A 26,199-nucleotide genomic window follows, 5' to 3' on the forward strand; every position below is an offset into this window, starting at 1 on the left:
GGTTCAGCCAATAGCCGAAACCCTATGACGACGGTAGGGTCGCGCCGCCCGGTACGAATGCGAGGCCCGGCACCCCGCCTGCGGTCACCAGCCCGCTGGAACCCCTCCCGCCTGGATCGGACTCGCCGGTAACTTGCGGCGGTGACTATATCGGTAACCGGGCGATCGCGGTAAGTCCCGTCGGGAATTAACGAACAAAAGGCCGGGACCAGCGTGAACCGGTCCCGGCCTTCCTTTGTGGACAGTGGGGTCAGACGTGCACGAGCAAACGCGCGAGCAGTTCGGGATGGCCCTCGAGTCCTTGGCGCAGCGTGGCTTCCGCCCACGGATGGAACATCTCGCGCGGCGCCGCGGACCAGTCCAGGGGGCCGAGTGGCGGCTCCGGGTCATACTCGATCATGAACTGCACGCCGCGCTGCACCTCGTCGCCCGCGATGCGCCCGACCAAGTGCAGAGCCAGGTCGATACCCGCCGAAACCCCGGCCGCGGTGATCATCGGCCCGTCTTCCACCCAGCGCTTCGTGACCGGCGTCGCACCGAACTCCTTGAGCGTTTCGAGGTAGAGCCAATGGGTCGTCGCCTCGCGGCCCTCGAGCAGCCCGGCCGCGCCGAGGATCATCGCCCCGGTGCACACCGAGGTCATGAACTCCGCGCTCTCGGCGGCGCTGCGCAGATACGACAGCAGGGTCTCGTCGGTGAGCGCGCGCATGGTCGGCGTGCCGCCGCCGGGCACCATGATCGCGGCCGGCTTCGGGATCTCGTCGAAGGTGTGCGTCGCGAGCAGCGACATCGGGGTGTCCGTGCCGATCGGCTCCTTGCGCTCGGACACCGTCACCGCGCGGTAGGGCAGTCCGAGGTCCGACAGCGCGCCGAGCACCTGCAGCGGGCCGGCGAGGTCGAGCAGGGTGAGGCCCGGATAGAGGACGAACGCGATCGTCTTGGGTTCATCTGTCATGACACAGAGGGTGTCGCCGACCAGGCGATCGCGTGGCGCGGATGTCTCAAATCCTGCGAACCGCGTCCAACGGCCAGGTGAAACTGCTAGCGTCGCCGCCCATGGAGCGCACTCCCCGCCGCGTGGTCCTCGTCGGCTATCCGGACGCGGAACTGCTCGACCTCGCCTGCCCTGCCGACGTCTTCGACGCGGCGAACCGGCTCGGCGTCCAGCCGCGGTACGAACTGCGCACGGCGACCGTCGACGGCAACGGCATCCGCTGCCAGAACGGCCTCACCCTAGGCGCACAGCAGCGGCTTGACCAGGTCGAAGGCGGACTCGACACGCTGATCGTCTCCGGCGGCATCGGCTGCGAACGGGCAGCTGACGACGTACGGCTCATCAACCACATCCGCCGCCTCGCCGACAGCACCAGGCGCGTCGCGTCGGTGTGCAGTGGCGCGGCCGTGCTCGCCGCGGCGGGCCTGCTCAACGGCTGCCGCGCGACCACCCACTGGATCTACGCGGCCAGGCTGGCCGAGCGGTACCCGGCGGTGACCGTCGACCCGGTGCCGCTGTTCATCCGCCACGGCTCCGTCTATACGGCGGCCGGGGTGACCGCCGGGCTCGACCTCGCGCTGTCCTTCGTCGAAGAGGACCACGGCCCGACGCTCGCCCGTGAGGTCGCGCGGATGCTCGTCACCTACCTGCAGCGCCCCGGAAACCAGGCCCAGGTGAGCATGTTCATCTCCGGCCCGCCCCCAGAGCACCGCGTGGTCCGCGACCTCGTCGCGCACATCGCCGAGAAGCTCGACGCCGACCTCGGCACACCCGCGCTCGCCGCGCACGCGGGCATCAGCACCCGCCAGCTCAGCCGTCTCTTCGAGGCCCACCTCGGCACCACTCCGAGCAAGCACGTCCGCGCGACCCGCACCGAAGCCGCCGCCCACCTGCTCTCCACGACCGAGCTGCCGCTGGCCGCGATCGCCCGCCGCTGCGGTTTCGGCTCGACCGAAACCCTGCGCCAGGCCTTCCTCGACCACTACGACACGCCGCCGTCGGCCTACCGCCGAGTCCACCTCCGCCACACTCCCGCCTAGCGCATGCGGCGCACCAGGTCCTCGCGCGGGTGGACACCGAGGCCGGGGCCGTCAGGGAGACGGACACGGACCCCGTTGCTGTCCAAGGGTTTTTCGAGGATGTCCTCGTTGTAATAGTGGGCGCCGATGATGTCCGACGGGACCTCGGCGCTCAGGTCGGGCAGCGCGCAAGCGACGTGCGCCTGCGCGGCGGCGCCGAGGCCGAGTTCGCCGTTGGAGCCGACCACGGTGTCCAAGCCGAAGGCCGCGGCCAGCGCGCCCATCGCGACCGCGCGGCCGGGACCGCCTGCCTTGCCGACGTACAGGCTCACCATGTCCGCGGCGGCCGCCTGGATGACGCGGACGAGGTCGCCGGTGCCGAACACCGACTCGTCGGCGACCACCGGCAGGCCGAACTCGCGCACCGCGGCCATGCCCCCGAGATCGCCGGGCACGACCGGCTGCTCGACGAAAGCGGGCCGTGAGACGTCCAGCTCACGCAGGGCCGCAGCGGCCTGCGAACGCGTCCAGCCGCCGTTCGCGTCCAGCCCGAGGAACGCCTGCGCGCCCGCGAGTTCGCGTGCCCGCGCCACACGCGCGATGTCACCCGGCACGCCGAGACCGACCCGCACCTTGAACGCGCGGAACCCGGCGGCGACCGCGGCCGCGTAGGTCCGTTCGAGCGTTGCGCCGTCGCCGGACAGGGAAAGCTTGATCGGCACCTCGGTCCGGTACGGCCCGCCGAGCACCTCGGCCAGCGGCAGGTCCAACGTCCTCGCGTAGACGTCCCACAGCGCCGTCGACAGCCCCGCCTTGGTGAACGGGTTGCCGGCGAGCGCTCTGTCCATAAGGGACTCAAGGCCGCCGATCGGGGCGAGTTCCTTGCCCAGCAACACGGGCGTGAGCACGTGCCGGATGAAATGCGCGGCGCTCGCCGCGTCCTCGCCGCTCCAGAACGGTGTCGCGCTCACCTCGCCGTAGCCCTCGGCGCCGCAGGTGGTCACCACCCGCACCAGCAGGAAATGCGACCGGTCGTGCGCCCCTCTGGCTCCCCGCACCACCAGATCGGGATCCGGGGCGAGGTCGACGGCTGCGGTGTGGACAGCGGCGATGCGCGTCACCGGCGTTCCTTTCCTGCTGCGTAGTCGGTTTCATCCCATCAAACCCCTGGCGAGATTCGCGATCCGCTCGCTCAGCGCGAGCGCGGCCAGCCCGTCGGCGAGATCGGGTGTCGGCTCGGTGCGCACCCCGGTGATCAGCTCGACGAAGCGTTCCAGCTGCAGGTCGAAACAGCGCGTGCGGTGATCGGGCTCGAATTCGACCCGCTCGGCGCCCTCCGCGGTGATCAGGTCGAGCACGAAGTTCCCGATGTCCAGCCGCGCGTGCCCGCGATCACCGACCACGCTCAGCTCCGCGTGCGGGAAAGCGCTTGCCAGCCAGCCGAATTCGGCCAGCACGACTGTCCCTTTCGGATAGACGAGCCGGGCGCCGCACACGTTCGGCTGCGCGAGCCCCGAGCGAGTCGGGAACGCCCAGGTGTCCTCGACCGCGCGCGGGCCGCCGTCGAACAGGTACGACAGCCAGTCGAACACGTGCGAACCCTCGTGCAGCACCGGCATGCCGTGCACGAGCGCAGCCTCGATCCGTTCCGTGTGCTTGGGGTCGAAACGGTCGCGCAGTTCACCATAGACATGCGCGCGCACGAGCAGCGAATCGCCGAGCTTGCCGCGCGTGATCCAGTCACGCAGCACCGCGAGCGCCGGGTCGTGCCGGTACGCCAGCCCGGTCTGCACCCGCGAGCGGAACTCCGTCGGCAGCGCGGACAACGGCCGCGCCGCGCGGCTGGTGGTCGCGAGCACCTGCCCGGTGAGCACGAACCGTCCACTTCGGACCAGACGGTCGAGCAGCGCGGGCGTCACCCATGGCGGCGTCGCCAGTATGAACCCGTCCACCGCCGGGTCGTCGAGGAACGGCGTCACGTCGCCGAACGCGGGCGCCCGTACGCGCTCCTGCGCGAGCACGCGCCGCCGGTCGACCGGATCGACCAAGCCGGCCACGCTGACCGCGGGATGCCGGAGCAACGCGGGCAGATGCGCCGTCAGCGCCGTCTCGCCCAGACCCACCAGCACGATCCCCGCCCGGCTCATCGCGGAGCCCCCGAGATGCCCATCCCCGCTCCCTCCCGCGCCCGTCCCCCGACGGAGCCTGGTGAGGAGGTGTCGCGAAGATCCGCCGCACCCCGCTTTCGAAGATAACTTCTCGGCGGCGGCCGCGCTAGAACCGGTTACATCTCAACAGCCGAGCTTGACGGAAATCTGCTTCGCCTGGCGCACAACGAGATCGGCGGCGATGTCCAGCCTGGCGCCCGCGAGCTCGCGGGTGAACCCGGTGACGCCGACCGAACCGGCGACGCGGCCCTCCGCGTCGAAGAACGGTGCCGCCAAACAGGCGACATCCGCTTCGTCTTCTTCGTCCTCCATGGCGTAGCCCAATTGCCGTACCTTGGCGAGCTGTGACCGGGCGGCCCGCAGCGTCATCCGGTTGGTGAGCAGCGGCTCGAGCTGGGCGTCCGGCAGATGCGCGGCGATCGCCCTGCCGAGCGCGGTGGCATGGAACGGCACGACCTTGCCCGGATACGTGTCGAACTGGATGAAACCGGGACTCGTCGCCTTCGCGACATAGACCACCGACGCGCCGTTCAGCACGCCGACGTGAGCGGGCATGCGGAGTTTGTCCGCCAATAGGCGTAATTGCGGCTCCGCGACCTCGGACAGGTCCTCTTGCCGGATCAACGGCGAAGCGAGTTCGTACAACCGCAAAGTCACCCGCCAGAAATGGCTCCTGCCGACGACCAGCCTGCTCGCGTAGCCGCGCTTCTCCAGCGTGTAGACGATCGAAGCGCAGGTGGCGAGCGGGATGCCGGTGGCACGGGCGAGCGCCGTCAGCGTCAGCCCGTCTTCCGTCGCGACAAGGGTCTCCAGCACCGTGAGCGCACGATCCACGGCCGGCGAAGCCGGGCGAGCCGCGGCGACAGGAGCCACCTCTTCGCTGGATTCGTGCGCCACCGATCTCCCCCGATCCGTCGCTATTCTCGAATTCCCGCTTCCAGTATGGCTCAGCGCGCGTCACCCCGACGGGCGAAAGGGCGCCCCCCGGGCGCAGGATGCGCGAAGCACTGTGCACGATGTGCGCGTGGACCGTCATTCCAGCGCCGATGAGGGCGACAACGAGGTCACCGGCCCGATTCGCCGGATAACCGACACGCCGTCCCGTCCGGTCAGGCGCCGGCCACCGCCCGCAGGCCAGGCCGCGCGGCCGCGCCGCCCCGCGGCGCGTCCGGAGTCGCCCGAACAGCCGCCGAAACCACCGGAGACCGGACACGGGCACGGCCACGGTCATGGGCACGGCCCCGCCGCACCGGCCTCACGCCGCGTCCGGCTGCTGCTGATCTGGCTGCTCGCCCCGCTCGCCGCCGCGACCGTGCTCGGCATGATCGTGCTGTACCCGTGGGGCAAGGCGGCGCCGACGAGCGTGGTCCCGCAGGGCACCCCGGTGCACGGCACGATCACCACCACGATCACCGGGCCGTGCCTCGGCCAGGGCGAGGTCCAGGTCGGCGCGCCCAAGCCGGACGCCAAGCCGTGCCTGACGGTCGAGCTGAAGCTGACCGACGGCCAGGCGAGCGGCCAGCAGCTCAAGCTGACCGTGCCGATCGAGCCGAGCACCCCGCGGTTCAGCGCCGGCGACACGATCGTCTTGTCCTACAACGGCGGCAAGGCCGACGACCCGTCCGCGTACCAGATCGTCGACTTCCAGCGCGGGCTTCCCTTGGCGTTGCTGGCCGGGCTGTTCGCGGTGGCCGTGATCGTGCTCGGCCGCTGGCAAGGCGTCGCCGCGCTCGTCGCGCTCGGGCTGAGCTTCCTCGTGCTGGCGTTGTTCGTGCTGCCCGCCATCCTCGCCGGGGAGAGCCCGCTGCTGGTCGCGATCGTGGGCGCCGGGGTGATCATGTTCATCGCCCTCTACCTCACGCACGGACTGTCGGCGAGAACCTCGGTGGCCGTGCTGGGCACGCTGGTGAGCCTCGCGCTGATCGGCGTGCTGTCCGCCGTGTTCTCCGCGGCCGCGTCGCTGACCGGGCTCGACGACAACACGTCCAACCTCATCGGCTCACTCGGCCACGGCATCGACGCCCGCGGCCTCCTGCTGGCAGGCGTGGTGATCGGCGCGCTCGGCGTCCTCGACGACGTCACGGTCACCCAGACGAGCTCCGTCTGGGAACTGCGCCGCGCGAACCCGGCGCTCGGCTGGCGCGAGCTCTACGGCGCGGGCCTGCGCATCGGCCGCGACCACGTCGGCTCGGCCGTCAACACCCTCGTCATGGCCTACGCGGGCGCCGCGCTGCCGGTGCTGCTGTATTCATCGCTCTCGGGCATCGGCCTGGGCGCGATCCTCGGCTCGGAGGACATCGCGCAGGAGATCGTCCGGACACTCGCTGGCAGCGTCGGCATCGTCGCGGCCGTCCCGGTGACGACGGTACTGGCCGCCCTGATCGCCTCACGGGAACCGGTGGAAGAACTCACCAGCACCACCAGTATCCAGTAGCCACAAGGCCGAACCCCCGCTTCGGCGTACCGCCTCAGGTGGGGTACGAAGTGGCGGTGGCCGACATCCTGTTCGCCCTCCCCCGCGCGATGCTGACGGTCGCGCGCCGCGTGCTGACCGCCGTCGACGCGGTGCCCCGCATCGCGCGCGCACTCGACGACATCCAGAAGTCGATGGCGCACGTCGAGCGTCTGGCCACCTTCGCGGCCGAGGAACTGCCCGAGCTCGTCTACCAGCTCGAAGCGGTCCAAGAACGCCTAGTCGACCTCGAGAAAGCCATTCGAGAGTCCCCGCGCCCGATGGGCTCGTGAGCGTTGCGGACGCCTTGCCGCTGTTCGGTGGGTGCCGTGAAGGGTGGCTGAACGTTGTGAACGGGGCGTTCGCAACGCTGAGCGACGCATAAGCGCCGTTTGTTCCGTCAGCACCCACTCGAGAAGGCGGGCAAATGCGACTTTTCGTGATAAAAGGCCGTAGTTTGGGTCCTATGTGGACGATGACTGGCCTGTGATCGGGCCGTCTGGCAGTGGTTGACCTTCGCGAAACCCGAGTTTCGGCCATCCAGTGGCCGAAACTCGGGTTTCACACGCTGCTTGACAACGCAGGCCAAGTCTTAACTACCCAGCATTGGGCTAGAACCGCAGCGCTCACGAGCCCGTCAGTCGAGAGTCGCCACGAAGCGGCTGACCGCCTCCATGGTGAACCGCTGCGCGATCTTCCCCGAAGGCGCGGCCGACGCGAGCCGGTAGAGCGGGCGGTCACCGAGGCCGTCGCCGCGTGCCTCCGACTTGAGCTGGGACACCAGCAGCTCCGAGAACACGAGGCCGTTCGCCTCGACGTTGTTGACCAGCGCGTCCGCGAGCCTGCGCAGCTGCAGGATGCCGAGTTCACGGCCGCCCGTCCCGGCGTACAGGGCGAGGTCGATCTTCACGGTCTTGCGCCGCTGACCGGCGTTGATCAGGAGCGCGACCGTGCGGGTGCCGCGGACGTCGGTGACCAGCAGGTCGATGCGCTCGGCGGCGACCAGGTCGATGCGGCGGACGCCCCAGGTGCGGACGAGCACGACCGTGCCTTCGAGCCAGAGGCGCCTGCGGAGGTTGAACAGCACGACGTAGAGCAGCGCCAGCCCGGCGACCGCCGCCGTGACGAGACCGGCGACCTTGCCGCCGATCAGTCCGGCGATGCCGCCGAACGCGGCGGCGAACACGACCACGCCGATCAGGCCGGACCAGGCTCGGCGGCGGCTCAGCGCGGGGTCGTCGTGGTAGAGCGGGAGCCGTTCGGGCTCGTTCGTCATCGGGTCACTTCTCCGAAGTACGGGTTGGCGGTGCGCTCGGCGCCGACCGTGGTCGCCGGGCCGTGGCCGGGTAGCAGGACGGTGTCGCCGGGCAGGGTCATCACTGTGGCACGTAAGGAGTTCTGGAGTTCTTCGGCGTCGCCGCGCCCGATGGACCCGGCGAACACGGTGTCGCCGGTCAGCGCCAGCTTCCCGCCTTCGCCGCTCTCCAGCCGCAGCACCACCGAACCCGGCGTGTGCCCCGGCGCGTGGTCGACGGTGATCTCCAGGTCCGCGACGGCCAGCGCCCCGGCCTCGAGCGGCGTGAAGCCGATCGGCTCCGGCAGCAGGTCGCGGTCGGCCTCGTGCAGCCACACCGGCACGCCGAACGCGGCGGCCGAGGTCACATGGTCGAAGTGGCCGTGCGTGAGGAGCACGCCGTCCGGGGTCAGCCGGTGGCGCCGGAGTGCGGCGGTGATCGGCTCCACCGCGTCCTGGCCGGGGTCGACGATCACGCAGCCCGCGCCCTCGGAGGTCGCGAGCAGGTAACAATTGGCCGCCAGCGGTCCACACGCGAACCCCACGACGAGCAAGAACCCTCCCTCTGACCGGGTATGAATCCCCATTTCAGGCGATTTCGGCCAGCCTAGCCAACCCTGTACTCCGGCCTTACAGGCTGTGCCCATACACTGCCGCTACCCCAGGCGTGTGACACCTAGTGGAACCGGGAGGACGCGGGTGGCGACCAACCAGCAGCGCCGTGAGGCCGCGAAGCGCAAGCTCGAAAGGCAGCTTGTGCACAGGGCCGAGCGTGCGAAGCGGCGCAGGAACGTCGGTATTGGCGTGACGATCGGTGCCGTGATCGCGGTCGCCGGCGCCATTTGGTTGATCGTGGCGACCAACGGCAGCGACTCGACCGGCACGCAGGCATCGGCGACGCCGACCAAGCCGCCGGAGATCAAGATCCCGACCCAGCGCGCCGAGGCCGTCAAGCGGCCGACCGCGCTGGCGAACCCGATCTCCTGCGAGTTCAAGGCCGAGGCGGACCGCCCCGCGTCGAAGCCCGCGAAGGCTCCGGCGAACGGCAACGTCGCCTCGACCGGCACGGTCAACGCGACGCTGAAGTCGACGGCGGGTGACATCAAGATCACCCTGGACCGCTCGCTCGCGCCGTGTGCCGTCGAGAGCTTCATCAGCCTCGCCAAGCAGGGCTACTTCACCGACACCGAGTGCCACCGGCTGTCCACCGAAGGACTGCAGATGCTGCAGTGCGGTGACCCGACGGCCAAGGGCACCGGCGGGCCGGGCTACTCGTTCAAGGACGAGGTGTTCCCCGAGCTGAAGTACGGCCGCGGCGTGCTCGCGATGGCCAACAGCGGCCCGGACACCAACGGCAGCCAGTTCTTCATGGTCTACGGCGACGCGGGCCTGCCGCCGAACTACACGGTCTTCGGCAGCATCTCCGACGAGGGCCTCCAGGTGCTCGACAAGGTCGCCAGGGCTGGCATCGACCCGTCCAGCGCCGCGACGAGCCAGGACGGCACCGGCAAGCCGGTCACGCCGGTCAAGTTCACCGCGGTGAGCGTCGAAGGCTGACCCAAGCTTCGAAGGAGGGCCCCGCCGGGCAGTTGACGGCGGGGCCCTCCTTGTAGGTCGCGCTGGGGTCGTGAGTGGTACGGCCGGTTCTAACCGGCCGTACCACTCACGAGTACTTAAACCTCGGCGTACGGCGGCTGAGGAAGGCGTCGACGCCCTCCGCGTAGTCCTCGCCGTGCAAGGCGTCCAGCCGGATCTGGTCGACTTCGGCGTCCGGTTCGACCTGCCCGGCCAGGATCTTCTCGATGATGCGGTTCATGCCCCTGATCGAGGCCTGGGACCGCGAACAGAGCGTCTCGACGAAGCGTGCCACGCCGTCGCCGAGGTCCTCCGGAGCGAAGACCTCGTTGAGCAACCCGATCTCGCGGGCGCGAGCGGACGTGATCAGCTCGCCCGACAGCAGGAAGTACCGCGCGTGCGCGGGCCCGATCAGCGAGACGAGCTGCCGCGTCGAGACGAAGTCGTAGACGATGCCGAGCTTCGCCGGAGTGATGCCGAAACGGGATCCCTCGGCGGCGAAGCGGAAGTCGCAGGCGACCGAGATCTGGCAGCCGCCGCCGATGCAGTTGCCGCGGATCATCGCGACGCTCGGCTTGCGCATGCCGGTCAGCGCGCGCACCGCGGCCTCGATGGCCTTGTCGTAGACGGCCGCGCCCTCGGCGTTGGAGCGGAGTTCGCCGAACTCGCTGATGTCGGCGCCCGCCGAAAAGTCCTCGCCCGCGCCGGTCAGCACGAGCACCTTGACCGCCGGGTCGGCCTCGACACCCGCGATGATCTCCGGGAGCGCCGACCACATCACGTGCGTGATCGCGTTCTTCTTCGACGGCCTGGCGAACGTCAGCCGCGCGACGGCACCGTCGCGGGCGAACTCGAACCCTTCAGTCATGCCCGAACACTAGACGGGATGGCCTACGAAGCGGAGGTGACGCGGTAGACGTCATAGACGCCTTCGACACTGCGGACGACCTTCAAGACGTGGCCCAAATGCTTGGGGTCGCCCATTTCGAAGGTGAACCGCGAGACCGCGACCCGGTCGCGCGAAGTCGTCACCGACGCCGAGAGGATGTTCACCTTCTCGTCGGCGAGCACCTTCGTGACGTCCGAGAGCAGCCGGTGACGGTCGAGTGCCTCGACCTGGATCGCCACCAGGAACACCGACGAGGCCGACGGCGCCCATTCGACCTCGACCAGCCGCTCCGGCTGGGCGTGCAGGTCCTCGGCGTTCGTGCAGTCCGTGCGGTGCACCGAAACGCCGCCGCCGCGCGTCACGAAGCCCAAGATCTCGTCGCCGGGCACCGGCGTGCAGCACCGGGCGAGCTTGGCCCAGATGTCCGTGGTGCCCTTGACGACCACGCCGACGTCGTTGGAGCCGCGGCGACGGGTCACTGTGGACGGTGTCGCCCGCGCGGCCAGTTCCTCTTCGGCCTCGTCGACGCCGCCGATCAGCGCCACCAGGCGGGAAACGACGTGCTTGGCGCTGGTGTGGCCCTCGCCGACGGCCGCGTAGAGCGAGCTGATGTCGCCGTGGCGCAGCTCGGTGGCCACCATGCCCATCGACTCCGCCGAGACCAGGCGCTGGATCGGGAGGCCGACCTTGCGGACCTCCTTGGTGATCTGTTCCTTGCCGGCCTCGATGGCCTCGTCGCGGCGTTCCTTCGCGAACCACTGCCGGATCTTGGCGCGTGCCTTCGGTGACCCCGCGAACGAAAGCCAGTCGCGCGACGGGCCGGCGGTCTCCGCCTTGGACGTGAAGATCTCGACGACCTCGCCGTTTTCGAGCTTGCGCTCCAGCGCGACGAGACGGCCGTTGACGCGCGCGCCGATGCAGCGGTGGCCGACCTCGGTGTGCACGGCGTAGGCGAAGTCGACCGGGGTCGACTCGACGGGCAGCGTGATCACGTCGCCCTTGGGCGTGAACACGAAGATCTCGCGCGCGGCCAGCTCGTAGCGCAGCGATTCGAGGAAGTCGCCCGGATCGGCGGCTTCCCGCTGCCAGTCGAGCAGCTGCCGCATCCACGCCATCTCGTCGACGTCGACGGCGTTGGCATTGCCGCTGCTGTGCGTGCCCTTGGTCTCCTTGTACCGCCAGTGCGCGGCGATGCCGTACTCGGCGGTGCGGTGCATCTCGTAGGTCCGGATCTGGACCTCGAGCGGCTTGCCGTCCGGCCCGATCACCGTGGTGTGCAGCGACTGGTAGACGCCGAACCGCGGCTGCGCGATGTAGTCCTTGAACCGGCCGGGCACCGGCTGCCACAGCGCGTGCACGACGCCCATGGCGGCGTAGCAGTCGCGGACGTCCTCGACCAGGATCCGCACGCCGACCAGGTCGTGGATGTCGTCGAGGTCGCGGCCCCTGACGATCATCTTCTGGTGGATCGAGTAGTAGTGCTTGGGCCTGCCCTCGACCTTCGCGGTGATCCGCGAGCCTTCGAGGTTGGCCGTCAGGTCGGTGATGACCGAGCGCAGGTAGATGTCGCGCGAGGGCGCGCGGTCGGCGACCAGGCGCACGATCTCGTCGTACTTCTTGGGCTGCAGGATGGCGAACGCCAGGTCCTCCAGCTCCCATTTGACCGTGGCCATGCCGAGCCGGTGCGCCAGCGGGGCGAGCACCTCGAGGGTCTCGCGGGCCTTGCGTGCCTGCTTCTCGGGCGGCAGGAACCGCATGGTGCGCATGTTGTGCAGCCGGTCGGCCAGCTTGATGACCAGCACTCGCGGGTCGCGGGCCATCGCGATGACCATCTTGCGGATGGTCTCGGCCTCGGCCGCGGTGCCCAGCTTGACCTTGTCCAGTTTGGTGACACCGTCGACGAGTTCGCCGACCTTGTCGCCGAACTCGGCCTTCAGGGTGTCCAGCGAGTAGCCGGTGTCCTCGACCGTGTCGTGCAGGAGGGCCGCGACCAGCGTCGTGGTGTCCATGCCCAGGTCGGCGAGGATGGTGGCGACCGCGAGCGGGTGCGTGATGTACGGGTCGCCGGACTTGCGCCGCTGGTCGCGGTGCAGCTCCTCGGCGACGTCATAGGCCCGCTGGAGCAGGGCGAGGTCGGCGTTCGGGTGCAGCTCGCGGTGCACCACGGCGAGTGGTTCGAGCACCTGCTTGACCGAGGCGGGCCGCTGCGCGGTGATCCGCCTGGCGAGCCTGGCCCTGACCCGCCGGGTGGCCGACGGCGTAGGGGCGGCGCCGTTCTGGGCGGGCACTACGGACTCGAGCTCTTGGCTCACCCGCACCTCCTGCTGCATGTACCTCTGGGAGTCAAGGGTAACGCCCAGCCACGACAGTACGTCGCGACGCCCAGGTCAGCAGGCCTGAAGTGCGTGTACTCCGTAACCGTCGAGTACCGCCCGGCCACCGAGCGCGGTCAGTTCCATCACCACCGACACGCCCTCGACGCTGGCTCCGGCGTCCTGCAGCAGGCGGCACGCGGCCGCGGCCGTGCCACCCGTCGCGAGCACGTCGTCCAGTACTGCAACGCGCTGACCGGGCGAAACGATCCCGGCGGGCAGTTCGACCGACGCGGTGCCGTATTCGAGCTTGTAGTCGACCCGTCCGGCGACGCGCGGCAGCTTGCCCGGCTTGCGCACGAGCACCACGCCGATGCCGCGGGCGTAGCCGACGGCGGCGGCGAGCAGGAAGCCACGCGCCTCGACACCCGCGATCAGGTCGACCTCGGGGCCGACCGTCTCCGCCAAAGCGCCGACCACCGCGGAGAAACCCGCGGGGTCGGCGAACAGTGGGGAGAGATCGCGGAAGAGCACGCCGGGCTCGGGAAAGTCCGGCACCTCGGCGATGAGGCCGAGCGCCTTCTGCAGTTCCATCTCTTACTTCTTGCGTTTCTGGTTCGGCTTGTTCTTCGGGATCCGGCCAGGCACGCTCGCCGCAGCGGCGTACGCCTTCTCCTTGCGGAGTTCGGCGGCCAGCGCGTCGTCGTCGCTCGCGTCGAAGTCGTCCTCGACGGTCGTCTTGGCGACCTTCGCGCGACGGGCGGCGACGCGGGCGGCCTGCTGCCGGTACTTCGGGTCACGCAGCTTCAGGTCGACCAGGAGCGGCGTGGCCAGCGCGACCGAGGACAGCACGCCGACGATGGTGCCGGTGAGCTGCACCAGCGCCAGGTCCTGCAGCACGCCGGAGCCCAGCAGGAGGGTGCCGACGATCAGCAGGCCGAGGATCGGCAGCATGGCGATGAACGCGGTGTTGAACGACCGCATCAGGGTCTGGTTCAGCGCCAGGTTGGCCGCCTCGGCGTACGTGCGGCGGGTGAGGCCGAGCAGGCCGCGCGTGTTCTCGCGGACCTTGTCGAACACCACCACGGTGTCGTACAGCGAGAACCCGAGGATCGTCAGCAGGCCGATGACGGTCGCGGGCGAGACCTCGAAGCCGACCAGCGAGTACACACCTGCGGTCACCACGATGTCGTGGATCAGCGAGATGAACGCGGCCGCCGCCATCCGGAGGTCGAAGTAGACCGCCAGGAAGATGACCACGGCGAGCAGGAAGATCCCGAGCGCCAGCAGCGCCTTCTGCGAGATCTCGCCACCCCACGACGCCGAGACGGCACTGTCCGAGATGGCCTGCGGGCCGGTGGTGCCGTTCGCGCCGACCGGGGCCAGCTTGGTCGCGATCTCCTGCTTCACCTTGAACACGTCGGCGGGGTCGAGCGTGCCGGTGCGGATCTGCAGCGTCGTGGCGTTGCCGGTGCCGACCTTCTGCACCTCGTCGGCGTCCTTGCCGAGCGCGGCCTTGAAGGCTTCCTTCGCCTTGTCCTCGGTGATCTGGCCGCTCGCGCTGTTCGCGGAGAACTGGATCTGCGTGCCACCGACGAAGTCGATGCCGAGGTTGAACCACTTGACCGACATCGACAGGATGCAGCCGAGCACCAGCACACCGAAGAAGATGTACCAGCGCTTGCGCGCGCCCACGATGTCGAACGCGCCAGTGCCGACGTACAGCCGCTGGAAGATGCTTTCCTTCTTGGCAGGCGCCTTCGCGGCGTCCGTGCCCAGGTCTTCAACGCCCACGTCAGGCCTCCTTCACGTTCGCGGAAGCGCCGACTTTGGGGGCGGCCGTCTTCACGTGCGAACCCACTTCCTGCACCGCGCCGAGCCCGAGGTGCTTCGGGTCCGACAGGAACTTCGACTTCGACTTCGAGATCATCGCGATCAGCGGGTGCGTCACCAGGAACACGACCACCAGGTCGAGGACCGTGGACATACCCAGGGTGAACGCGAAGCCCTGGACGTCACCGACGGCGAAGATGTACAGGATCGCCGCGGCCAGGAAGCTGACACCGTCGGACGCCAGGATCGTGCGCTTGGCACGGACCCAGCCTCGCGGCACCGCGGAGCGGAAGCTCCTGCCTTCCCGGATCTCGTCTTTCAGCCGTTCGAAGTAGATGACGAACGAGTCGGCGGTGATACCGATCGAGATGATCAGACCCGCGATACCGGCCAGGTCGAGCGTGTACCCGATCCAGCGGCCGAGCAGCACGAGCACCGCGTAGACCAGCCCGAAGGACAGCACCAGCGAGAAGATCGTCAGCACGCCGAGGAGCCGGTAGTAGAACAGGCAGTAGATGAAGACGATCAGCAGGCCGATGCCGCCCGCGATCAGGCCCGCCTCGAGCGAGGCGAGACCCAGCGTCGCGGACACCGTGGTCGCGTCCGAGGACTCGAACGACAGCGGCAGCGAGCCGTACTTCAGCACGTCCGTGAGGTCCTTGGCGTCCTTCTGCGTGAACTGCCCGCTGATCTGGGTGTTGCCGTCCAGGATCGCGGCCTGGATGGTCGGCGCCGAGACGACCTTCGTGTCGAGCACGAAGGCGGCACGCTGCTGCAGGTTGGCCGCGGTGAAGTCACCCCAGATCTTGCCGCCGGCGCTCTTGAAGCTCAGGTTGACGACCCAGCCACCACGCTGGTTGTCGAAGCCGAAGGTCGCGCCCGCGATCTCGGTTCCCGGCAGGAACTCCTTGTCCATCAGGAGCTTCTCGGTGCCCTTGGTGTCACAGGTGACCAGCGGGAGGTCCGTGCGGTCGTTGCCGACCAGCGGGTCTTCCTCGTTCGGGGCACAGGTGATCGAGTTGTAGGCGGCCTGGAGCGCGGCCTGCGTCTTCGGGTCGTCCGGCTTGCCCGCGAGGTCCGGGTTCTGGCGGATCGCCTGCGCGGCCTGGATCTGCTTGGCCGTGTTCGCGTCCGTGTTGCCGTCCTGCCCCGGGGCGGGCGCGGGGGCCTGCGCGGACGGGGACGGGCTGGGCGTCGGGGTCGGCTGCTGGGCCGGCGCTCCGACGGCGCCGCCACCACCCGGCTTCGAGCTCGGGGCCGCCGGCGAGGAGGGCGCGCCGCTCGAAGGCGGCGGGGTGGCCGTGGCCGCACCGGACGGCGGCGGGGTCTGCGGCATGCCGGGCGGCGTCACCTGCGTGGTCGTGATGACCTTGCGGAAGCCGAGCTTCGCGGTCTTGCCGAGCGTCTTCGCCTGGTCGCCACCCTGCTCACCGGGAACGGTGATGACGACGTTGTTGCCGTCGAGGAGCACTTCGGTACCGCCGACACCGATCCCGTTAACGCGCTTCTCGATGATCTGGCGTGCCTGGTTCAGGGACTCTCGCGGGGGGATGCCACCGTCCGGCGTGCGCGCCGTCAGGGTGACCCGGGTGCCGCCCTGCAGGTCGATGCCCAGCTTGGGCTTGGCGCTGTGGTTACCGGTGAAGAACACCAGTGCGTACAGCACGACGACGATGCCGGCGAATAAGGCGAGATAGCGTCCCGGGCGGAGGTGCCCGGCCGGTGATGCCACGGTGCTTCGGTCTCCTCGAACTGAGGGTTTCCCCATGGATGGTGTGTGGTGCTACCGCTTCCACGCGCGAAATATATGACGGCGGGCACGCACGCAGCACCGAGACACTACTCGGTGCTGCGTGAGTCCGGCGTGACCCCCGTCCCGACGAAAGTCGGGAGTTTCGGGGAGCGCATGGTGCTACTTCTTGCCGTGCTCCAGCGGCTCCGCGACCTGGGCGGTCGACTTCTGCTCCTCGATGCCCGCGGAGGACTCGATGATCGACGACTCTTCGGCCACGATCTCGTCCTCGGTCTCTTCGACCTCGGGCTGGACCTTCTCGCGCACGGCGAGACGCAGCCACGTGGTGATGACGCCAGGGGCGATCTCGATGTCGATCGTGCTGTCGGAGCTGGCGTCCGCGACGGTGCCGTACAGACCGGAAGTGGTCATGACGCGGTCGCCGGGCTGGATGCTGTCCTGGAGGTCCTTCTGAGCCTGCTGCACCTTCTTCTGCTTGCGGGAACCCATGAAGAGGGTCGCGCCCAGGACGAGTACCAGAAGAAGGGGCAGCGCCAGATTGTTCATGATTCTCCGTTCAGCGGACGCGTATGGGGGGTGATACGTCCGGTTTTGGGGTATGTGCTCTTTCGAGTGTGCCAGGTTACGGCTGGTCAAACAGTCCCGGGTCGGGCAGTACGCGATCCGGGGGTTGCAGGCCGAGATGCTCCCAGGCCGCCGCGGTGGCCACCCGGCCACGCGGAGTGCGCGCGAGCATACCGGCGCGCACCAGGTAGGGCTCGCAGACCTCCTCCACCGTGGTCGGTTCTTCACCGACCGCGACGGCGAGGGTCGAGACGCCGACCGGGCCACCGCCGAACGACTTGACCAGCGCACCGAGCACCGCCCGGTCGAGCCGGTCGAGGCCCAGCTCGTCGACGTCGTAGACCTCGAGCGCGGCGCGCACGACCTGCCTGGTGGCGACGCCGTCCGCCCGCACCTCCGCGTAGTCGCGCACGCGCCTGAGCAGGCGGTTCGCGATACGGGGCGTGCCACGGCTGCGCCTGGCGATCTCGGCGGAGCCCAGCGGGTCGATCTCGATTTCGAGGATGCGCGCGGCGCGGGTGACGACCTGGTCGAGCTCGGCGTCGGAGTAGAACTCCATCTGGCCGGTGAAGCCGAACCGGTCGCGCAGCGGGCCGGTCAGCGAGCCCGACCGGGTGGTCGCGCCGACCAGGGTGAACGGCGCGATCTCCAGCGGGATGCTGGTCGCGCCCGGCCCCTTGCCGACGACGACGTCGACGCGGAAATCCTCCATCGCCAGGTACAGCATCTCCTCGGCGGGGCGGGCGATGCGGTGGATCTCGTCGATGAAGAGCACGTCGCCGGGCGCCAGGTTGGACAGCATCGCGGCGAGGTCACCCGCCCGTTCGAGCGCGGGGCCCGAGGTGATCCGGAGCGCCGCGTGGAGCTCGGCGGCGATGATCATCGCCATGCTGGTCTTGCCGAGCCCCGGCGGGCCGGACAGCAGCACGTGGTCGGGTGGCACGCCACGGCGGCGCGCGCTCTCCAGCACCAGTTCGAGCTGCTCGCGGACGCGGGGCTGGCCGATGAACTCGTCCAGTTTTCGGGGCCGGAGCGTGGTTTCCACGTCCTGGTCGCCCGTCTGCGCGAGAGCGGAGAGCGTCTCGTCGTCCGGCTCGGCCATGGCTTCATACTCCACGCCGGGCGCCTACCGCTTCCGGCCGAGGGTCGCGAGCGCGGCACGCAGCACGGTCGACGTGGTCGCGTCGGACTGCTCGGAGAGCACCTTGTCGACGGTCAGTTCGGCCTGCTTGGCCGGGAAACCGAGGCCCGCCAACGCTTCCACCACTTCGGCGCGGATCGCCGACGGCGCTGCCGAGGTGACACCCTCGGCGCCGGGGATGGCGTTGACCTTGTCGCGCAGTTCGAGCGTGAGCCGCTCGGCGCCCTTGCGGCCGATGCCGGGCACCTGGGTGAGCACGGTGATGTTGCCTTCGACGAGCGCGGCACGCAGCTTGTCGGGATCGAGCACGGCGAGCGTCGCCAGCGCGAGCCTCGGCCCGATGCCGGAAACGGTCTGCAGCAACCCGAACAGCTCGCGCGCGTCGGCGTCGGCGAACCCGAAGAGGGTCAGCGAATCCTCGCGGACCACGAGCGCGGTGTGCAGCCGGGTCTCCTCGCCTCGGCGCAGCGTGGCGAGCGTCGACGGGGTGCACTGGACCGCGAGGCCCACTCCCCCGACCTCGACCACCACATGGTCGAGACTGACCGAGAGAACTTCGCCGCGTACTGAGGAAATCATCGCCTACCTGCCTGTTTCGCGGCCGCCGCCAGCCTTGCCTTGTGCACCTGCGCCATCTCCTTGGCCCTCGCCTCCGCCTCGGCGAGCCTGACCCGCATGGGCTCACGCCAAAGATGGCAGATGGCCAGCGCGAGCGCGTCGGCGGCGTCCGGCGGGCCGAGGCTTTCGGTGATCTTCAGCAGCCGCATGACCATTCCGGTGACCTGCGCCTTGTCGGCGCGGCCCGAGCCGGTGACCGCGGCCTTGACCTCACTGGGCGTATGGAACACCACCGGCAGGTTCCGCTTCGCGGCGGCCAGCGCGACCACGCCGCCAGCCTGCGCGGTGCCCATCGCGGTACGCACGTTGTGCTGCGCGAACACCCGCTCGACGGCCACGGCCTCGGGTTTGTAGAGGTCCATCCACCGCTCGGCGGCGTCGGAGATCCCCATCAGCCGCTTGGCGAGATCCATATCGGCTGGCGTGCGGATCACGTCGACCGCGACAGCACTGACCGCCCGGCCGGTCCCGCCGTCGACGACGCCGAACCCGCACCTGGTCAGACCGGGGTCGACCCCGAATACCCGCACGCTCGGTTTCCCCTCTGCTGTCTCAACTACGGCGAACACCAGTTCGAGGAATCAGGCTACCGTTCACGCCGTGCCCTCAGCCGCAGACATGCCGACCCCGGCCGAGATCATCGACCACCTCGGCCTGGTGCCGTTACCGGTCGAAGGCGGCCTGTTCGCCCAAAGCCACCGCTCCTCGGAGGCTTCGGCGATCTACTACCTGCTGGTGCCGCCCGCGACCTCGGCCAGGCACCGCCTTGACCGGCTGGAGATCTGGGTCTTCCACGGCGGCGCCCCGGTCGCGATGACCTTGGAGCACCCCGACGGCCGGGTCTCGCGCGTGACGCTCGGCCTGGACGTCGCCACAGGTCAACGCCCCCAAGTCGTCGTGCCCGCCGGAGTCTGGCAGTCGGCCTCGTCCCTGGGCGCCTGGAGCCTCATGGGCACCGTCGTGGTCCCGCCCTACACCGACGCCTCAGTCGAGTTCCCGCCCTGAAAAAAATCCCAATGCGGCATTGGTCAGGTTTCAGCACGCCAATGTGGCTTTCGTCAGCTCTGAGCTGACGAAAGCCACATTGGGATTTTTTTCAGACGCCGTCGACGCCGGGCGTCCAGCTTTCGGGGGCCCCGGACTCGGTGAGCACCGGCTGCCAGTCGGCGAAGCCTTCGGGAGCCAAGGGGCTCCACGGCCAGTGCCCGTCCGGGGTGGCGACGATCAGCTGCAAGGCCGGGAAGTCACCGTCGGGGTAGATCAGGAACGCGCTGCCGAAGAACTCGGGGTAGTGCCCCTTGGCGACCCATTCGAAGGTGACCGAGACGCCCTCGAAGAAGTCGGTGTAGCGACGCCCGGTCTCGAAGTCCTCGCCTGCCGCCGCTCGGTCCACATAGGCGTCCAGCAGCACCGGGCCCATGTGCGCGGGCAGGCCGATGACGACCGCCTCCGGCACCTCGTGCAGCGCCCAGGCGCAGGCGGTGAAGCAGAACCCGGCGCCGTCTTTGTCCTCAGGAACACTGATGACGGCGTTGCCCCGCTCCTTCGCCTGCGCCTCGATCCACTCGATGAGCTGGGAATCCTGCGCGGTGATGGCATCGGTCGTCGTCACGGCGGCCATTCTGCCCCACGCCCTCGTTCATTCCCAGTGTGCCAACAGAAAAAGTTAATCGACTTCGGCCATGACCTCATCGGAGACGTCGAAGTTCGCCCAGACGTTCTGCACGTCGTCGCAGTCTTCGAGCGCGTCGATGAGCTTGAAAACCTTCTTGGCGCCCTCGACGTCCAGCGGCACGCTGACCGACGGGAGGAAGGTGAGGTCCGCGGAGTCGTACTCGAAACCGGCTTCCTGCAAGGCTTTGCGCACCGGCAGCAGGTCGGTCGCCTCGGAGACGATCTCGAAGTTCTCGTCGAGGTCGTTGACCTCTTCCGCGCCGGCGTCGAGCACGGCCATGAGGACGTCGTCCTCGGTCGTGCCGGCCTTGGGCATGATCACCACGCCCTTGCGGTTGAACATGTACGACACCGAACCCGGGTCGGCCAGCGAGCCGTTGTTCCGGGTGAGCGCGGTGCGCACCTCCATGGCGGCGCGGTTCTTGTTGTCGGTGAGGCACTCGATCAGCACGGCGACACCGTTGGGGCCGTAGCCCTCGTACGTGATCGTCTGCCAGTCGGCGCCGCCGGCCTCTTCACCGGCGCCGCGCTTGCGCGCGCGCTCGATGTTGTCCTGGGGCACCGAGTTGCGCTTGGCCTTCTGGATGGCGTCGTAGAGCGTCGGGTTGCCGTCCGGGTCGCCACCGCCGGTGCCGGTGCGCGCGGCCACCTCGATGTTCTTGATCAACCTCGCGAAGAGCTTGCCGCGCTTCGCGTCGAGGTTGGCCTTCTTGTGCTTCGTAGTGGCCCATTTGGAGTGGCCGCTCATCTCTCCTCCATCTGCAATGCGCAGCTGCTGCGCCTACGCCTCGCGCACGATTTCCACGAACAACCGGTGCACCCGCTCGTCCCCCGTCAGCTCCGGGTGGAACGCGGTGGCGAGCACCGCCCCCTGCCGGACCGCGACGATCCTATCGGCAGCCTCACCGGCCGACGGGGTGCGCGGCACGCGGGCCAGCACCTCGACGTCGTCGCCCGCCTTCTCGACCCACGGGGCGCGGATGAACACCGCGGGCAACGGACCGTCCAGGCCGGTGAACTCCAGATCCTCTTCGAACGAGTCGACCTGCCTGCCGAACGCGTTGCGCCGGACGACGATGTCGAGCCCGCCGAGCTGCTGCTGGTCGGGCCTGCCGTCGAGCGCCTGCTTGGCCAGCAGGATCATCCCGGCACACGAGCCGAACGCGGGCATGCCGCCCGCGATGCGCTCGCGCAGCGGTTCCAGCAGCTCGAACGTCTCGAGCAGCTTCGACATGGTGGTCGACTCGCCACCCGGCAGCACCAGACCGTCCACTTCGGACAGTTCGCTGAGCCTGCGCACGCCGATGGCGCGCGCGCCCGCGTGCTCCAGCATCGCGACGTGCTCACGCACGGCACCCTGCAGAGCGAGCACACCCACCAACGGCCGAGCGACCGACACCTGACCTCCCGAAGACCTTCCCACTACTCTAGGCGGTCCGCACTGGTCACCGACGGTCAGGGCACGCCCGCCAGCCGCAACAGCGCCGCCGTGGCCGCCGCTGCGATCACCACGGCGACGAACGGCGCCTTGCGCCAGGCCAAGACTCCACCGACCAGCACACCCGCGGGCCGCGCGATGCCGGCGAAGCCGTGACCTTCCGTGAGCGCGGCGACGGCGACCAGCGCGGCCAGCAGCACGACCGCCGAGATGGTCATGAGCCGCTCCGCCTTCGGGGACAACGTCATCTTCGCGCGCAGCACGGGCCCGGCGAACCGGAGCGCGAACGTGCCGGCGCCGAGCACGACCGTGGCGATGACCAGCGTCAACGGTTCCATCAGCACGTCACCTCCGCCTTCTTGCGGTCCAGCGCGGCGAACACCCCGACCAGCGCGAGCAGCACCGGCAGCCCGGCGGGCAGGAACGCCGAGGTGGCCAGCGCGACGACCACGCCGATCGCCACCGGCAACCGCGTCGCGCGGTCCTTCAGCGAGGGCACGACGAGCGCCAGCAGCACGGCGGGGAACGCGGCGTCGAGGCCGAACGCGTCGGTGTCACCGATGGCCGAGCCCGCGTACGCGCCGGTCACGACGCCCACGTTCCAGCAGACGAACAACGTCATCCCGCACGCCCAGTAGACGGCGCGGCGTCGTCGCGTGTCCTCCTGCGCCAGCGCGAACGCGACCGTCTCGTCGGCCATGAGATGACTGCCGGCCAGCCTGGCGGCCCAGCCGGTGCCCATCGCGTCGCCGATCGCGAAGCCGAACGGCAGATGCCTGGTGTTGACCAGCAGGCCTGCCAGCACCGCGGCCACCGGGTTGCCGCCGGAGGCGACGATGCCGATGAACATGAACTGCGAGGCACCCGCGAAGACCACCACCGACATCAGCATCGGCAGCCACACGGGGAAGCCGGAGCCGACCGAGATCGCCCCGTACGACAGCCCGACAATGGTGCTGGCGAGGCCGACCAGCCCGATGTCCCTGATGATCCGGCGATCCAAGGTTCGCCATATCGAACGCATAGCATCATATACTGAACACTTCGGACCCGTTCGTCAAGTCGAACGGATTGACCGCTGGAGCGAACACATGCAGCACGACCAGGCCAAAGGCGGCGCACCACTGGACGTGATCGCGGCGTCACTGCGCCGCGAGCGCTCCCACGCAGGGCTTTCGCTCACCGAAGTGGCCAAACGGGCCAACATCGCCAAGTCGACGCTTTCGCAGCTCGAGTCCGGCACCGGCAACCCGAGCGTCGAGACACTCTGGGCGCTCGCGGTCGCACTGGACGTGCCACTGTCGCGGCTGTTCGAGCCGCCGGTCCCCCAGGTACGGCTGATCAGGGCAGGCGACGGGCCCCAGATCTATTCGGAGCGCGCGCACTACCTCTGCACGCTGCTCTCGTCATGCCCGTCCAACGCGCAGCGCGACCTCTATCAGATCGTCGCGCAGCCGGGCTCGGCCCGCGTTTCCGAACCGCACATGCGCGGCGTCATCGAGCACATCGTGATCGCGACGGGGCGCGCGCTGGTCGGGCCACTCGAGGACCCCGTGGAACTGGGCCCGGGCGACTACATCTCCTACCCCGGCGACGCGCCGCACATCTTCGAGGCGCTGGAGCCGGACACCCGGAGCTTTGAGATATCCGAGCACTCGTGAGTGGTATTGCCGGTTAGAACCGGCAATACCACTCACGACCTTTTAGCGTGTGAGCCCCGTGTAACCCGAGGCGACGGGGTCGTGGGGGTGGGGGTTGTCGAACACCGCTCCCCAGGCCCGGAACGTGTAGTGCCCGCTCGCCCCGGTGAACTTCGGCGTCCAGCATCGGGTCTGCCCGGGCAGCACCTTGCCGTTGCCGCCGGAGCTGTCGCAGGTCACGTAGCTTTCCCACTTTCCGTCGCGGTAGCGCTCGAGGTAGCCCTGCCCGTGCTGCCCGGACGACGGCGACCGAGTCAGCAGCAGAAAGCCCCAGTACCGATAGCTGCTGTCACGGCAGAGCTGGATGGCGCCCATCCCGCCTACCGCGGCGGAGGTGACGCGAGTGCCATAAGTGTTGCCGTACTGGCAGTTCGGCGCGGCTTCGACCTGCGCCGTGGCCGCTGGCGCCAGGCCCACCATCGCGGCGACCGCGCATCCGGCCGCTGCCAGGATCCTCTTGATGCTCATGCGCGGCAGTCTTCCCGCGTGACCGTCCAGATTCCGCCCACACGCTCTCTTACCGCGGCGCGCGCATGAAGTGCATTTCGATGGAGTTGAGGAACGGCCCGTACTCGATCAACCGCCAGCCCTGCGGTTCGACACGGCGGGCGATGAGGTCGATTTCCTTGCGGACCATCTTCGCCGTCACCCTGGCGCGGAAATCGATGTCGATGTCGACGGTGAACGTCAGATCGCCCCTGTTGAACGCCGTCGTGGCGTCTGAGACGACCTTCTGGACGCGCCAGGCGTGAAGCAGTCCCATTCCTCCTCCTCGAGGGTTGGCCTGGAACGCTAGGCGGGCGCGATGAAATCCCGATGAAACGCCCGGCGACGCACCAACCGGCGCGGGTACGCTGCGCGGCGATGGACTTGCGCACACTCCGTTACTTCGTCGCCGTGGCCGAAGAACTCCACTTCGGACGCGCGGCCGCTCGGTTGCACATGAGCCAGCCGCCGCTGAGCCGGGCGATCAAGCAGCTGGAGACCGACCTCGGCGCCACGCTGCTGCGCCGCTCCCCCGCCGGGATCACGCTCACCTCGGCCGGGGACGCGCTGCTGGAGCAGGCCAGGCTGATGCTGGACCTTGCCGAGCGGACCAGGGCGCGGGTGGCGGCGGCCGACGGGCCCGGAGTGCTCGAGGTCGGGTTGCTGGGTGAGGGGGACGACGTCGCCGCCACCCGGCTGGCGGACGCGTTCCGGCGGCGGCACCCCGCGGTCGAGGTCCGGATCAGGGAGGCTGACCTGGCCGATCCCACCTGCGGGTTGCGGGCGGGGCTGGTCGACGTCGCGGTGACGCGGGCGCCGTTCGACCTGACGGGGCTGTCCGTGCACGAGTTGCGGGCCGATCCGGTCGGGGTGGTGCTCCGCACCGACGACCCGCTCGCGGGGCGGACCGGGCTGGCGCTGGCCGAACTACGGGAACGGCGCTGGTTCCAGTTCCCGGCGGGCACCGATCCGCTCTGGCAGTCCTATTGGAACGGTGGTGAGCCGAGGGAGGGTCCGGTCGTCCGCGCGGTGCACGAGTGCAGGCAGGCCGTGCTGTGGAACGGCACGATCGGGTTGACACCACTGGGGAACCGGCATCCGGCGGAGCTGGCCGTCGTGCCCTTGACGGGCATGGCACCCAGCCGGGTCGTGGTCGCCTGGCATGGGAACGACCCCGGTCCGCTCGTGCGATCCTTCGTCAGGCTCGCCGTGGCCGCCTATCGCGAAGTGGGCTGATACCCGGACGGTTCGTGGGGTACGGCATGGGTATTGGCGCACCGCCGGGGCGCCGGTCTCTACTGGGATCGTGAACGAACGACCAGTGACCGCGTGGACCGAACGAGCACCACTGCCCGAGGCGCGAGCCGAGATCGGGGTCGCCCAACTCGGCGGCGAGATCCACGTGCTCGGCGGCACGCTCCAGGCGGCGGGCGCGCCGCTGTGGGCCTGCACCCGCAACACCGTCTACGACCCCGCCTCGGACACGTGGCGCGAACGGTCCCCGTTACCTGCGCCGTTGAGCCACGCCGGGGTCGCCGTGCTGGACGGGCTGCTCTACGCCGTCGGCGGTTTCCTCGAACCCGTGCACCTGCGTCCGCGGGACTGCGTGTTCGCCTACGATCCCGCGACGGACAGCTGGCACGTCTTGCCGCCCTTGCCCGAGGCGATCGGGTCGGTCGCGGTGGCCGCCGCGGGCGGGCTGCTGCACGTCTTCGGCGGGCGCACGTCCAGCCGGATCGTCAAGCTCGACACCGGCCCCGGCGGGCCCGAGCTGTCCGCGGGCTTCGGCACGGTGAGCACCCATCGCACCTATGACCCGCGCACGCGGACGTGGGCGACGGCCGCGCCGTTGCCCGGTCCCGCGCGGGACCACCTGGGCGTCGCCGTCCTCGGCGACCGGGTGCACCTCTTCGGCGGCCGCCGGGAGGACATCGGCGACAACCTTTCCCGGCACGACGTGTACGACGCCGCCACCGGTGCGTGGTCGGCCGCGGCGGAGCTGCCCGCGGCCCGGTCTTCGGGCGCGTACTGCGTGCTCGACGGCAGAATCCTTTATGTGGGCGGCGAATGCTCCGCCAACGGGGACGCCGCCAGCTTCGACGCCTACCGCGACGCGTTCGAGTACGACCTCGGCGCCGACGCGTGGACGGCGCTGGCGCCGCTGCCCGCGCCGCGCCACGCGTTCGGCGCGGCGGCCGCCGGGCGGACCGCCTATTTCGTCGGCGGGGCACCGAAATGTGGCGGCGGGGCCTCGGCGACCGTGTTCGCACTCGGCTGAGAACCGAAGAG

General features: G+C 69.4%; 30 protein-coding genes. 8 read left to right on the forward strand and 22 right to left on the reverse strand.

Translation table 11 applies throughout. The features are described 5' to 3' along the window. Positions 1–250: 250 nt before the first annotated feature. A complete protein-coding gene (locus ACFV15_RS26850) occupies positions 251–955 on the reverse strand; it encodes a DJ-1/PfpI family protein (protein ID WP_378353371.1) in 705 nt (234 codons plus the stop codon). Between the two features lie 101 nt (positions 956–1,056). On the opposite strand from ACFV15_RS26850, the gene ACFV15_RS26855 reads away from it, so the two are divergent. Next, positions 1,057–2,034: a GlxA family transcriptional regulator gene (locus ACFV15_RS26855; protein ID WP_378353372.1), complete on the forward strand. Its 978-nt coding sequence runs from the start codon at positions 1,057–1,059 to the stop codon at positions 2,032–2,034. Here the strand turns inward: ACFV15_RS26855 and ACFV15_RS26860 are convergent. From ACFV15_RS26860 to ACFV15_RS26870, 3 genes are all read right to left on the reverse strand, one after another. Beyond that, complete coding sequence (locus ACFV15_RS26860) at positions 2,031–3,134, reverse strand: mandelate racemase/muconate lactonizing enzyme family protein (protein ID WP_378353373.1); 1,104 nt, start codon at positions 3,132–3,134, stop codon at positions 2,031–2,033. The two genes, ACFV15_RS26855 and ACFV15_RS26860, sit on opposite strands and share 4 nt — an antisense overlap. Before the next feature lie 30 nt (positions 3,135–3,164). Then, on the reverse strand, positions 3,165–4,160 hold the full coding sequence (locus tag ACFV15_RS26865; protein WP_378353374.1) for a Gfo/Idh/MocA family protein: 996 nt from the start codon (positions 4,158–4,160) through the stop codon (positions 3,165–3,167). Positions 4,161–4,304: 144 nt separating this feature from the next. Further along, positions 4,305–5,078 (reverse strand): IclR family transcriptional regulator, encoded by a 774-nt coding sequence (locus ACFV15_RS26870; RefSeq protein ID WP_378353375.1) that lies wholly within the window; start codon positions 5,076–5,078, stop codon positions 4,305–4,307. Positions 5,079–5,205: 127 nt separating this feature from the next. On the opposite strand from ACFV15_RS26870, the gene ACFV15_RS26875 reads away from it, so the two are divergent. Together ACFV15_RS26875 and ACFV15_RS26880 are read left to right on the forward strand one after the other, a co-directional pair. After that, complete coding sequence (locus ACFV15_RS26875; RefSeq protein ID WP_378353376.1) at positions 5,206–6,615, forward strand: YibE/F family protein; 1,410 nt, start codon at positions 5,206–5,208, stop codon at positions 6,613–6,615. 56 nt (positions 6,616–6,671) lie between these two features. Further along, positions 6,672–6,926: a hypothetical protein gene (locus ACFV15_RS26880; RefSeq protein ID WP_378353377.1), complete on the forward strand. Its 255-nt coding sequence runs from the start codon at positions 6,672–6,674 to the stop codon at positions 6,924–6,926. Positions 6,927–7,270: 344 nt separating this feature from the next. On the opposite strand, the gene ACFV15_RS26885 is transcribed toward ACFV15_RS26880, so the two are convergent. After that, complete coding sequence (locus ACFV15_RS26885) at positions 7,271–7,909, reverse strand: hypothetical protein (RefSeq protein WP_378353378.1); 639 nt, start codon at positions 7,907–7,909, stop codon at positions 7,271–7,273. After that, positions 7,906–8,481: an MBL fold metallo-hydrolase gene (locus tag ACFV15_RS26890; protein WP_378353379.1), complete on the reverse strand. Its 576-nt coding sequence runs from the start codon at positions 8,479–8,481 to the stop codon at positions 7,906–7,908. Before ACFV15_RS26890 ends, ACFV15_RS26885 begins: the two co-directional genes overlap by 4 nt. Positions 8,482–8,626: 145 nt before the next feature. On the opposite strand from ACFV15_RS26890, the gene ACFV15_RS26895 reads away from it, so the two are divergent. Next, positions 8,627–9,484 (forward strand): peptidylprolyl isomerase, encoded by an 858-nt coding sequence (locus tag ACFV15_RS26895; RefSeq protein ID WP_378353380.1) that lies wholly within the window; start codon positions 8,627–8,629, stop codon positions 9,482–9,484. A gap of 106 nt (positions 9,485–9,590) precedes the next feature. Here ACFV15_RS26895 and ACFV15_RS26900 read toward each other — a convergent pair whose 3' ends face one another. The 9 genes from ACFV15_RS26900 to ruvC all read right to left on the reverse strand — a co-directional run bounded on the left by ACFV15_RS26900 (position 9,591) and on the right by ruvC (position 19,142). Further along, positions 9,591–10,370, reverse strand: a complete 780-nt coding sequence (locus ACFV15_RS26900; RefSeq protein ID WP_378353381.1) for an enoyl-CoA hydratase-related protein — start codon at positions 10,368–10,370, stop codon at positions 9,591–9,593. A 23-nt stretch (positions 10,371–10,393) separates the two neighbouring features. Next, positions 10,394–12,703 carry a RelA/SpoT family protein gene (locus ACFV15_RS26905; RefSeq protein WP_378353382.1) on the reverse strand — a complete coding sequence of 770 codons (2,310 nt, stop codon included), beginning with the start codon at positions 12,701–12,703 and terminating at the stop codon, positions 10,394–10,396. 75 nt (positions 12,704–12,778) lie between these two features. Continuing rightward, positions 12,779–13,297, reverse strand: coding sequence for an adenine phosphoribosyltransferase (locus tag ACFV15_RS26910; RefSeq protein ID WP_378353383.1), 519 nt, complete (start codon positions 13,295–13,297; stop codon positions 12,779–12,781). Positions 13,298–13,300: 3 nt separating this feature from the next. Beyond that, entirely contained in the window at positions 13,301–14,497 is a 1,197-nt protein-coding gene (secF, locus tag ACFV15_RS26915; RefSeq protein ID WP_378353384.1) for a protein translocase subunit SecF, read from the reverse strand. 1 nt (position 14,498) lies between these two features. Then, on the reverse strand, positions 14,499–16,268 hold the full coding sequence (gene secD, locus ACFV15_RS26920) for a protein translocase subunit SecD (RefSeq protein WP_378353385.1): 1,770 nt from the start codon (positions 16,266–16,268) through the stop codon (positions 14,499–14,501). Positions 16,269–16,448: 180 nt separating this feature from the next. Next, positions 16,449–16,835 (reverse strand): preprotein translocase subunit YajC, encoded by a 387-nt coding sequence (gene yajC / locus ACFV15_RS26925; protein WP_378353386.1) that lies wholly within the window; start codon positions 16,833–16,835, stop codon positions 16,449–16,451. Positions 16,836–16,911: 76 nt separating this feature from the next. Next, complete coding sequence (ruvB, locus tag ACFV15_RS26930; RefSeq protein ID WP_378353387.1) at positions 16,912–17,970, reverse strand: Holliday junction branch migration DNA helicase RuvB; 1,059 nt, start codon at positions 17,968–17,970, stop codon at positions 16,912–16,914. Between the two features lie 9 nt (positions 17,971–17,979). Continuing rightward, positions 17,980–18,573: a Holliday junction branch migration protein RuvA gene (gene ruvA / locus ACFV15_RS26935; protein ID WP_378353388.1), complete on the reverse strand. Its 594-nt coding sequence runs from the start codon at positions 18,571–18,573 to the stop codon at positions 17,980–17,982. Next, complete coding sequence (gene ruvC / locus ACFV15_RS26940) at positions 18,570–19,142, reverse strand: crossover junction endodeoxyribonuclease RuvC (protein WP_378353389.1); 573 nt, start codon at positions 19,140–19,142, stop codon at positions 18,570–18,572. The genes ruvA and ruvC overlap by 4 nt, the downstream gene beginning before the upstream one ends. Before the next feature lie 88 nt (positions 19,143–19,230). Between ruvC and ACFV15_RS26945 the strand changes: the two genes are divergently transcribed. Continuing rightward, positions 19,231–19,617 (forward strand): cupin domain-containing protein, encoded by a 387-nt coding sequence (locus ACFV15_RS26945; protein ID WP_378353413.1) that lies wholly within the window; start codon positions 19,231–19,233, stop codon positions 19,615–19,617. 91 nt (positions 19,618–19,708) lie between these two features. On the opposite strand, the gene ACFV15_RS26950 is transcribed toward ACFV15_RS26945, so the two are convergent. From ACFV15_RS26950 to ACFV15_RS26970, 5 genes are read right to left on the reverse strand one after another with little or no spacing between them, the layout of a single operon-like run. After that, a complete protein-coding gene (locus tag ACFV15_RS26950) occupies positions 19,709–20,233 on the reverse strand; it encodes a DUF4262 domain-containing protein (RefSeq protein WP_378353390.1) in 525 nt (174 codons plus the stop codon). Between the two features lie 45 nt (positions 20,234–20,278). Then, a complete protein-coding gene (locus ACFV15_RS26955; protein WP_378353391.1) occupies positions 20,279–21,034 on the reverse strand; it encodes a YebC/PmpR family DNA-binding transcriptional regulator in 756 nt (251 codons plus the stop codon). 33 nt (positions 21,035–21,067) lie between these two features. Beyond that, positions 21,068–21,685, reverse strand: coding sequence for a pyridoxal 5'-phosphate synthase glutaminase subunit PdxT (gene pdxT / locus ACFV15_RS26960; RefSeq protein ID WP_378353392.1), 618 nt, complete (start codon positions 21,683–21,685; stop codon positions 21,068–21,070). Positions 21,686–21,741: 56 nt separating this feature from the next. Continuing rightward, positions 21,742–22,062 carry an AzlD domain-containing protein gene (locus ACFV15_RS26965; protein WP_378353393.1) on the reverse strand — a complete coding sequence of 107 codons (321 nt, stop codon included), beginning with the start codon at positions 22,060–22,062 and terminating at the stop codon, positions 21,742–21,744. Continuing rightward, complete coding sequence (locus ACFV15_RS26970) at positions 22,062–22,748, reverse strand: AzlC family ABC transporter permease (protein WP_378353394.1); 687 nt, start codon at positions 22,746–22,748, stop codon at positions 22,062–22,064. Before ACFV15_RS26970 ends, ACFV15_RS26965 begins: the two co-directional genes overlap by 1 nt. 67 nt (positions 22,749–22,815) lie before the next feature. Here ACFV15_RS26970 and ACFV15_RS26975 point away from each other — a divergent pair, with 67 nt between their 5' ends. Beyond that, positions 22,816–23,385 (forward strand): helix-turn-helix domain-containing protein, encoded by a 570-nt coding sequence (locus ACFV15_RS26975; RefSeq protein WP_378353395.1) that lies wholly within the window; start codon positions 22,816–22,818, stop codon positions 23,383–23,385. 42 nt (positions 23,386–23,427) lie between these two features. Here the strand turns inward: ACFV15_RS26975 and ACFV15_RS26980 are convergent, their stop codons facing one another. Next, on the reverse strand, positions 23,428–23,892 hold the full coding sequence (locus ACFV15_RS26980; protein WP_378353396.1) for a hypothetical protein: 465 nt from the start codon (positions 23,890–23,892) through the stop codon (positions 23,428–23,430). A gap of 49 nt (positions 23,893–23,941) precedes the next feature. After that, positions 23,942–24,187, reverse strand: coding sequence for a hypothetical protein (locus ACFV15_RS26985; protein WP_378353397.1), 246 nt, complete (start codon positions 24,185–24,187; stop codon positions 23,942–23,944). 101 nt (positions 24,188–24,288) lie between these two features. Between ACFV15_RS26985 and ACFV15_RS26990 the strand changes: the two genes are divergently transcribed. Together ACFV15_RS26990 and ACFV15_RS26995 are read left to right on the forward strand one after the other, a co-directional pair. Continuing rightward, positions 24,289–25,146 (forward strand): LysR family transcriptional regulator, encoded by an 858-nt coding sequence (locus tag ACFV15_RS26990; RefSeq protein WP_378353398.1) that lies wholly within the window; start codon positions 24,289–24,291, stop codon positions 25,144–25,146. Between the two features lie 70 nt (positions 25,147–25,216). Beyond that, positions 25,217–26,188, forward strand: coding sequence for a Kelch repeat-containing protein (locus ACFV15_RS26995; RefSeq protein WP_378353399.1), 972 nt, complete (start codon positions 25,217–25,219; stop codon positions 26,186–26,188). Positions 26,189–26,199: the final 11 nt, after the last annotated feature.

It is taken from the genome of Amycolatopsis sp. NPDC059657, from assembly GCF_042734395.1.
Lineage (GTDB): Bacteria > Actinomycetota > Actinomycetes > Mycobacteriales > Pseudonocardiaceae > Amycolatopsis.

Coding starts and splice junctions, on each gene's coding strand:
- ACFV15_RS26850 (WP_378353371.1), bottom strand. CDS start 955: ATGACAGATGAACCCAAGACGATCGCGTTCGTCCTCTATCCGGGCCTC.
- ACFV15_RS26855 (WP_378353372.1), top strand. CDS start 1,057: ATGGAGCGCACTCCCCGCCGCGTGGTCCTCGTCGGCTATCCGGACGCG.
- ACFV15_RS26865 (WP_378353374.1), bottom strand. CDS start 4,160: ATGAGCCGGGCGGGGATCGTGCTGGTGGGTCTGGGCGAGACGGCGCTG.
- ACFV15_RS26885 (WP_378353378.1), bottom strand. CDS start 7,909: ATGACGAACGAGCCCGAACGGCTCCCGCTCTACCACGACGACCCCGCG.
- ACFV15_RS26900 (WP_378353381.1), bottom strand. CDS start 10,370: ATGACTGAAGGGTTCGAGTTCGCCCGCGACGGTGCCGTCGCGCGGCTG.
- ACFV15_RS26910 (WP_378353383.1), bottom strand. CDS start 13,297: ATGGAACTGCAGAAGGCGCTCGGCCTCATCGCCGAGGTGCCGGACTTT.
- yajC (WP_378353386.1), bottom strand. CDS start 16,835: ATGAACAATCTGGCGCTGCCCCTTCTTCTGGTACTCGTCCTGGGCGCG.
- ruvA (WP_378353388.1), bottom strand. CDS start 18,573: ATGATTTCCTCAGTACGCGGCGAAGTTCTCTCGGTCAGTCTCGACCAT.
- ACFV15_RS26945 (WP_378353413.1), top strand. CDS start 19,231: ATGCCGACCCCGGCCGAGATCATCGACCACCTCGGCCTGGTGCCGTTA.
- ACFV15_RS26950 (WP_378353390.1), bottom strand. CDS start 20,233: ATGGCCGCCGTGACGACGACCGATGCCATCACCGCGCAGGATTCCCAG.
- ACFV15_RS26955 (WP_378353391.1), bottom strand. CDS start 21,034: ATGAGCGGCCACTCCAAATGGGCCACTACGAAGCACAAGAAGGCCAAC.
- ACFV15_RS26965 (WP_378353393.1), bottom strand. CDS start 22,062: ATGGAACCGTTGACGCTGGTCATCGCCACGGTCGTGCTCGGCGCCGGC.
- ACFV15_RS26970 (WP_378353394.1), bottom strand. CDS start 22,748: ATGCGTTCGATATGGCGAACCTTGGATCGCCGGATCATCAGGGACATC.
- ACFV15_RS26975 (WP_378353395.1), top strand. CDS start 22,816: ATGCAGCACGACCAGGCCAAAGGCGGCGCACCACTGGACGTGATCGCG.
- ACFV15_RS26980 (WP_378353396.1), bottom strand. CDS start 23,892: ATGAGCATCAAGAGGATCCTGGCAGCGGCCGGATGCGCGGTCGCCGCG.
- ACFV15_RS26985 (WP_378353397.1), bottom strand. CDS start 24,187: ATGGGACTGCTTCACGCCTGGCGCGTCCAGAAGGTCGTCTCAGACGCC.
- ACFV15_RS26990 (WP_378353398.1), top strand. CDS start 24,289: ATGGACTTGCGCACACTCCGTTACTTCGTCGCCGTGGCCGAAGAACTC.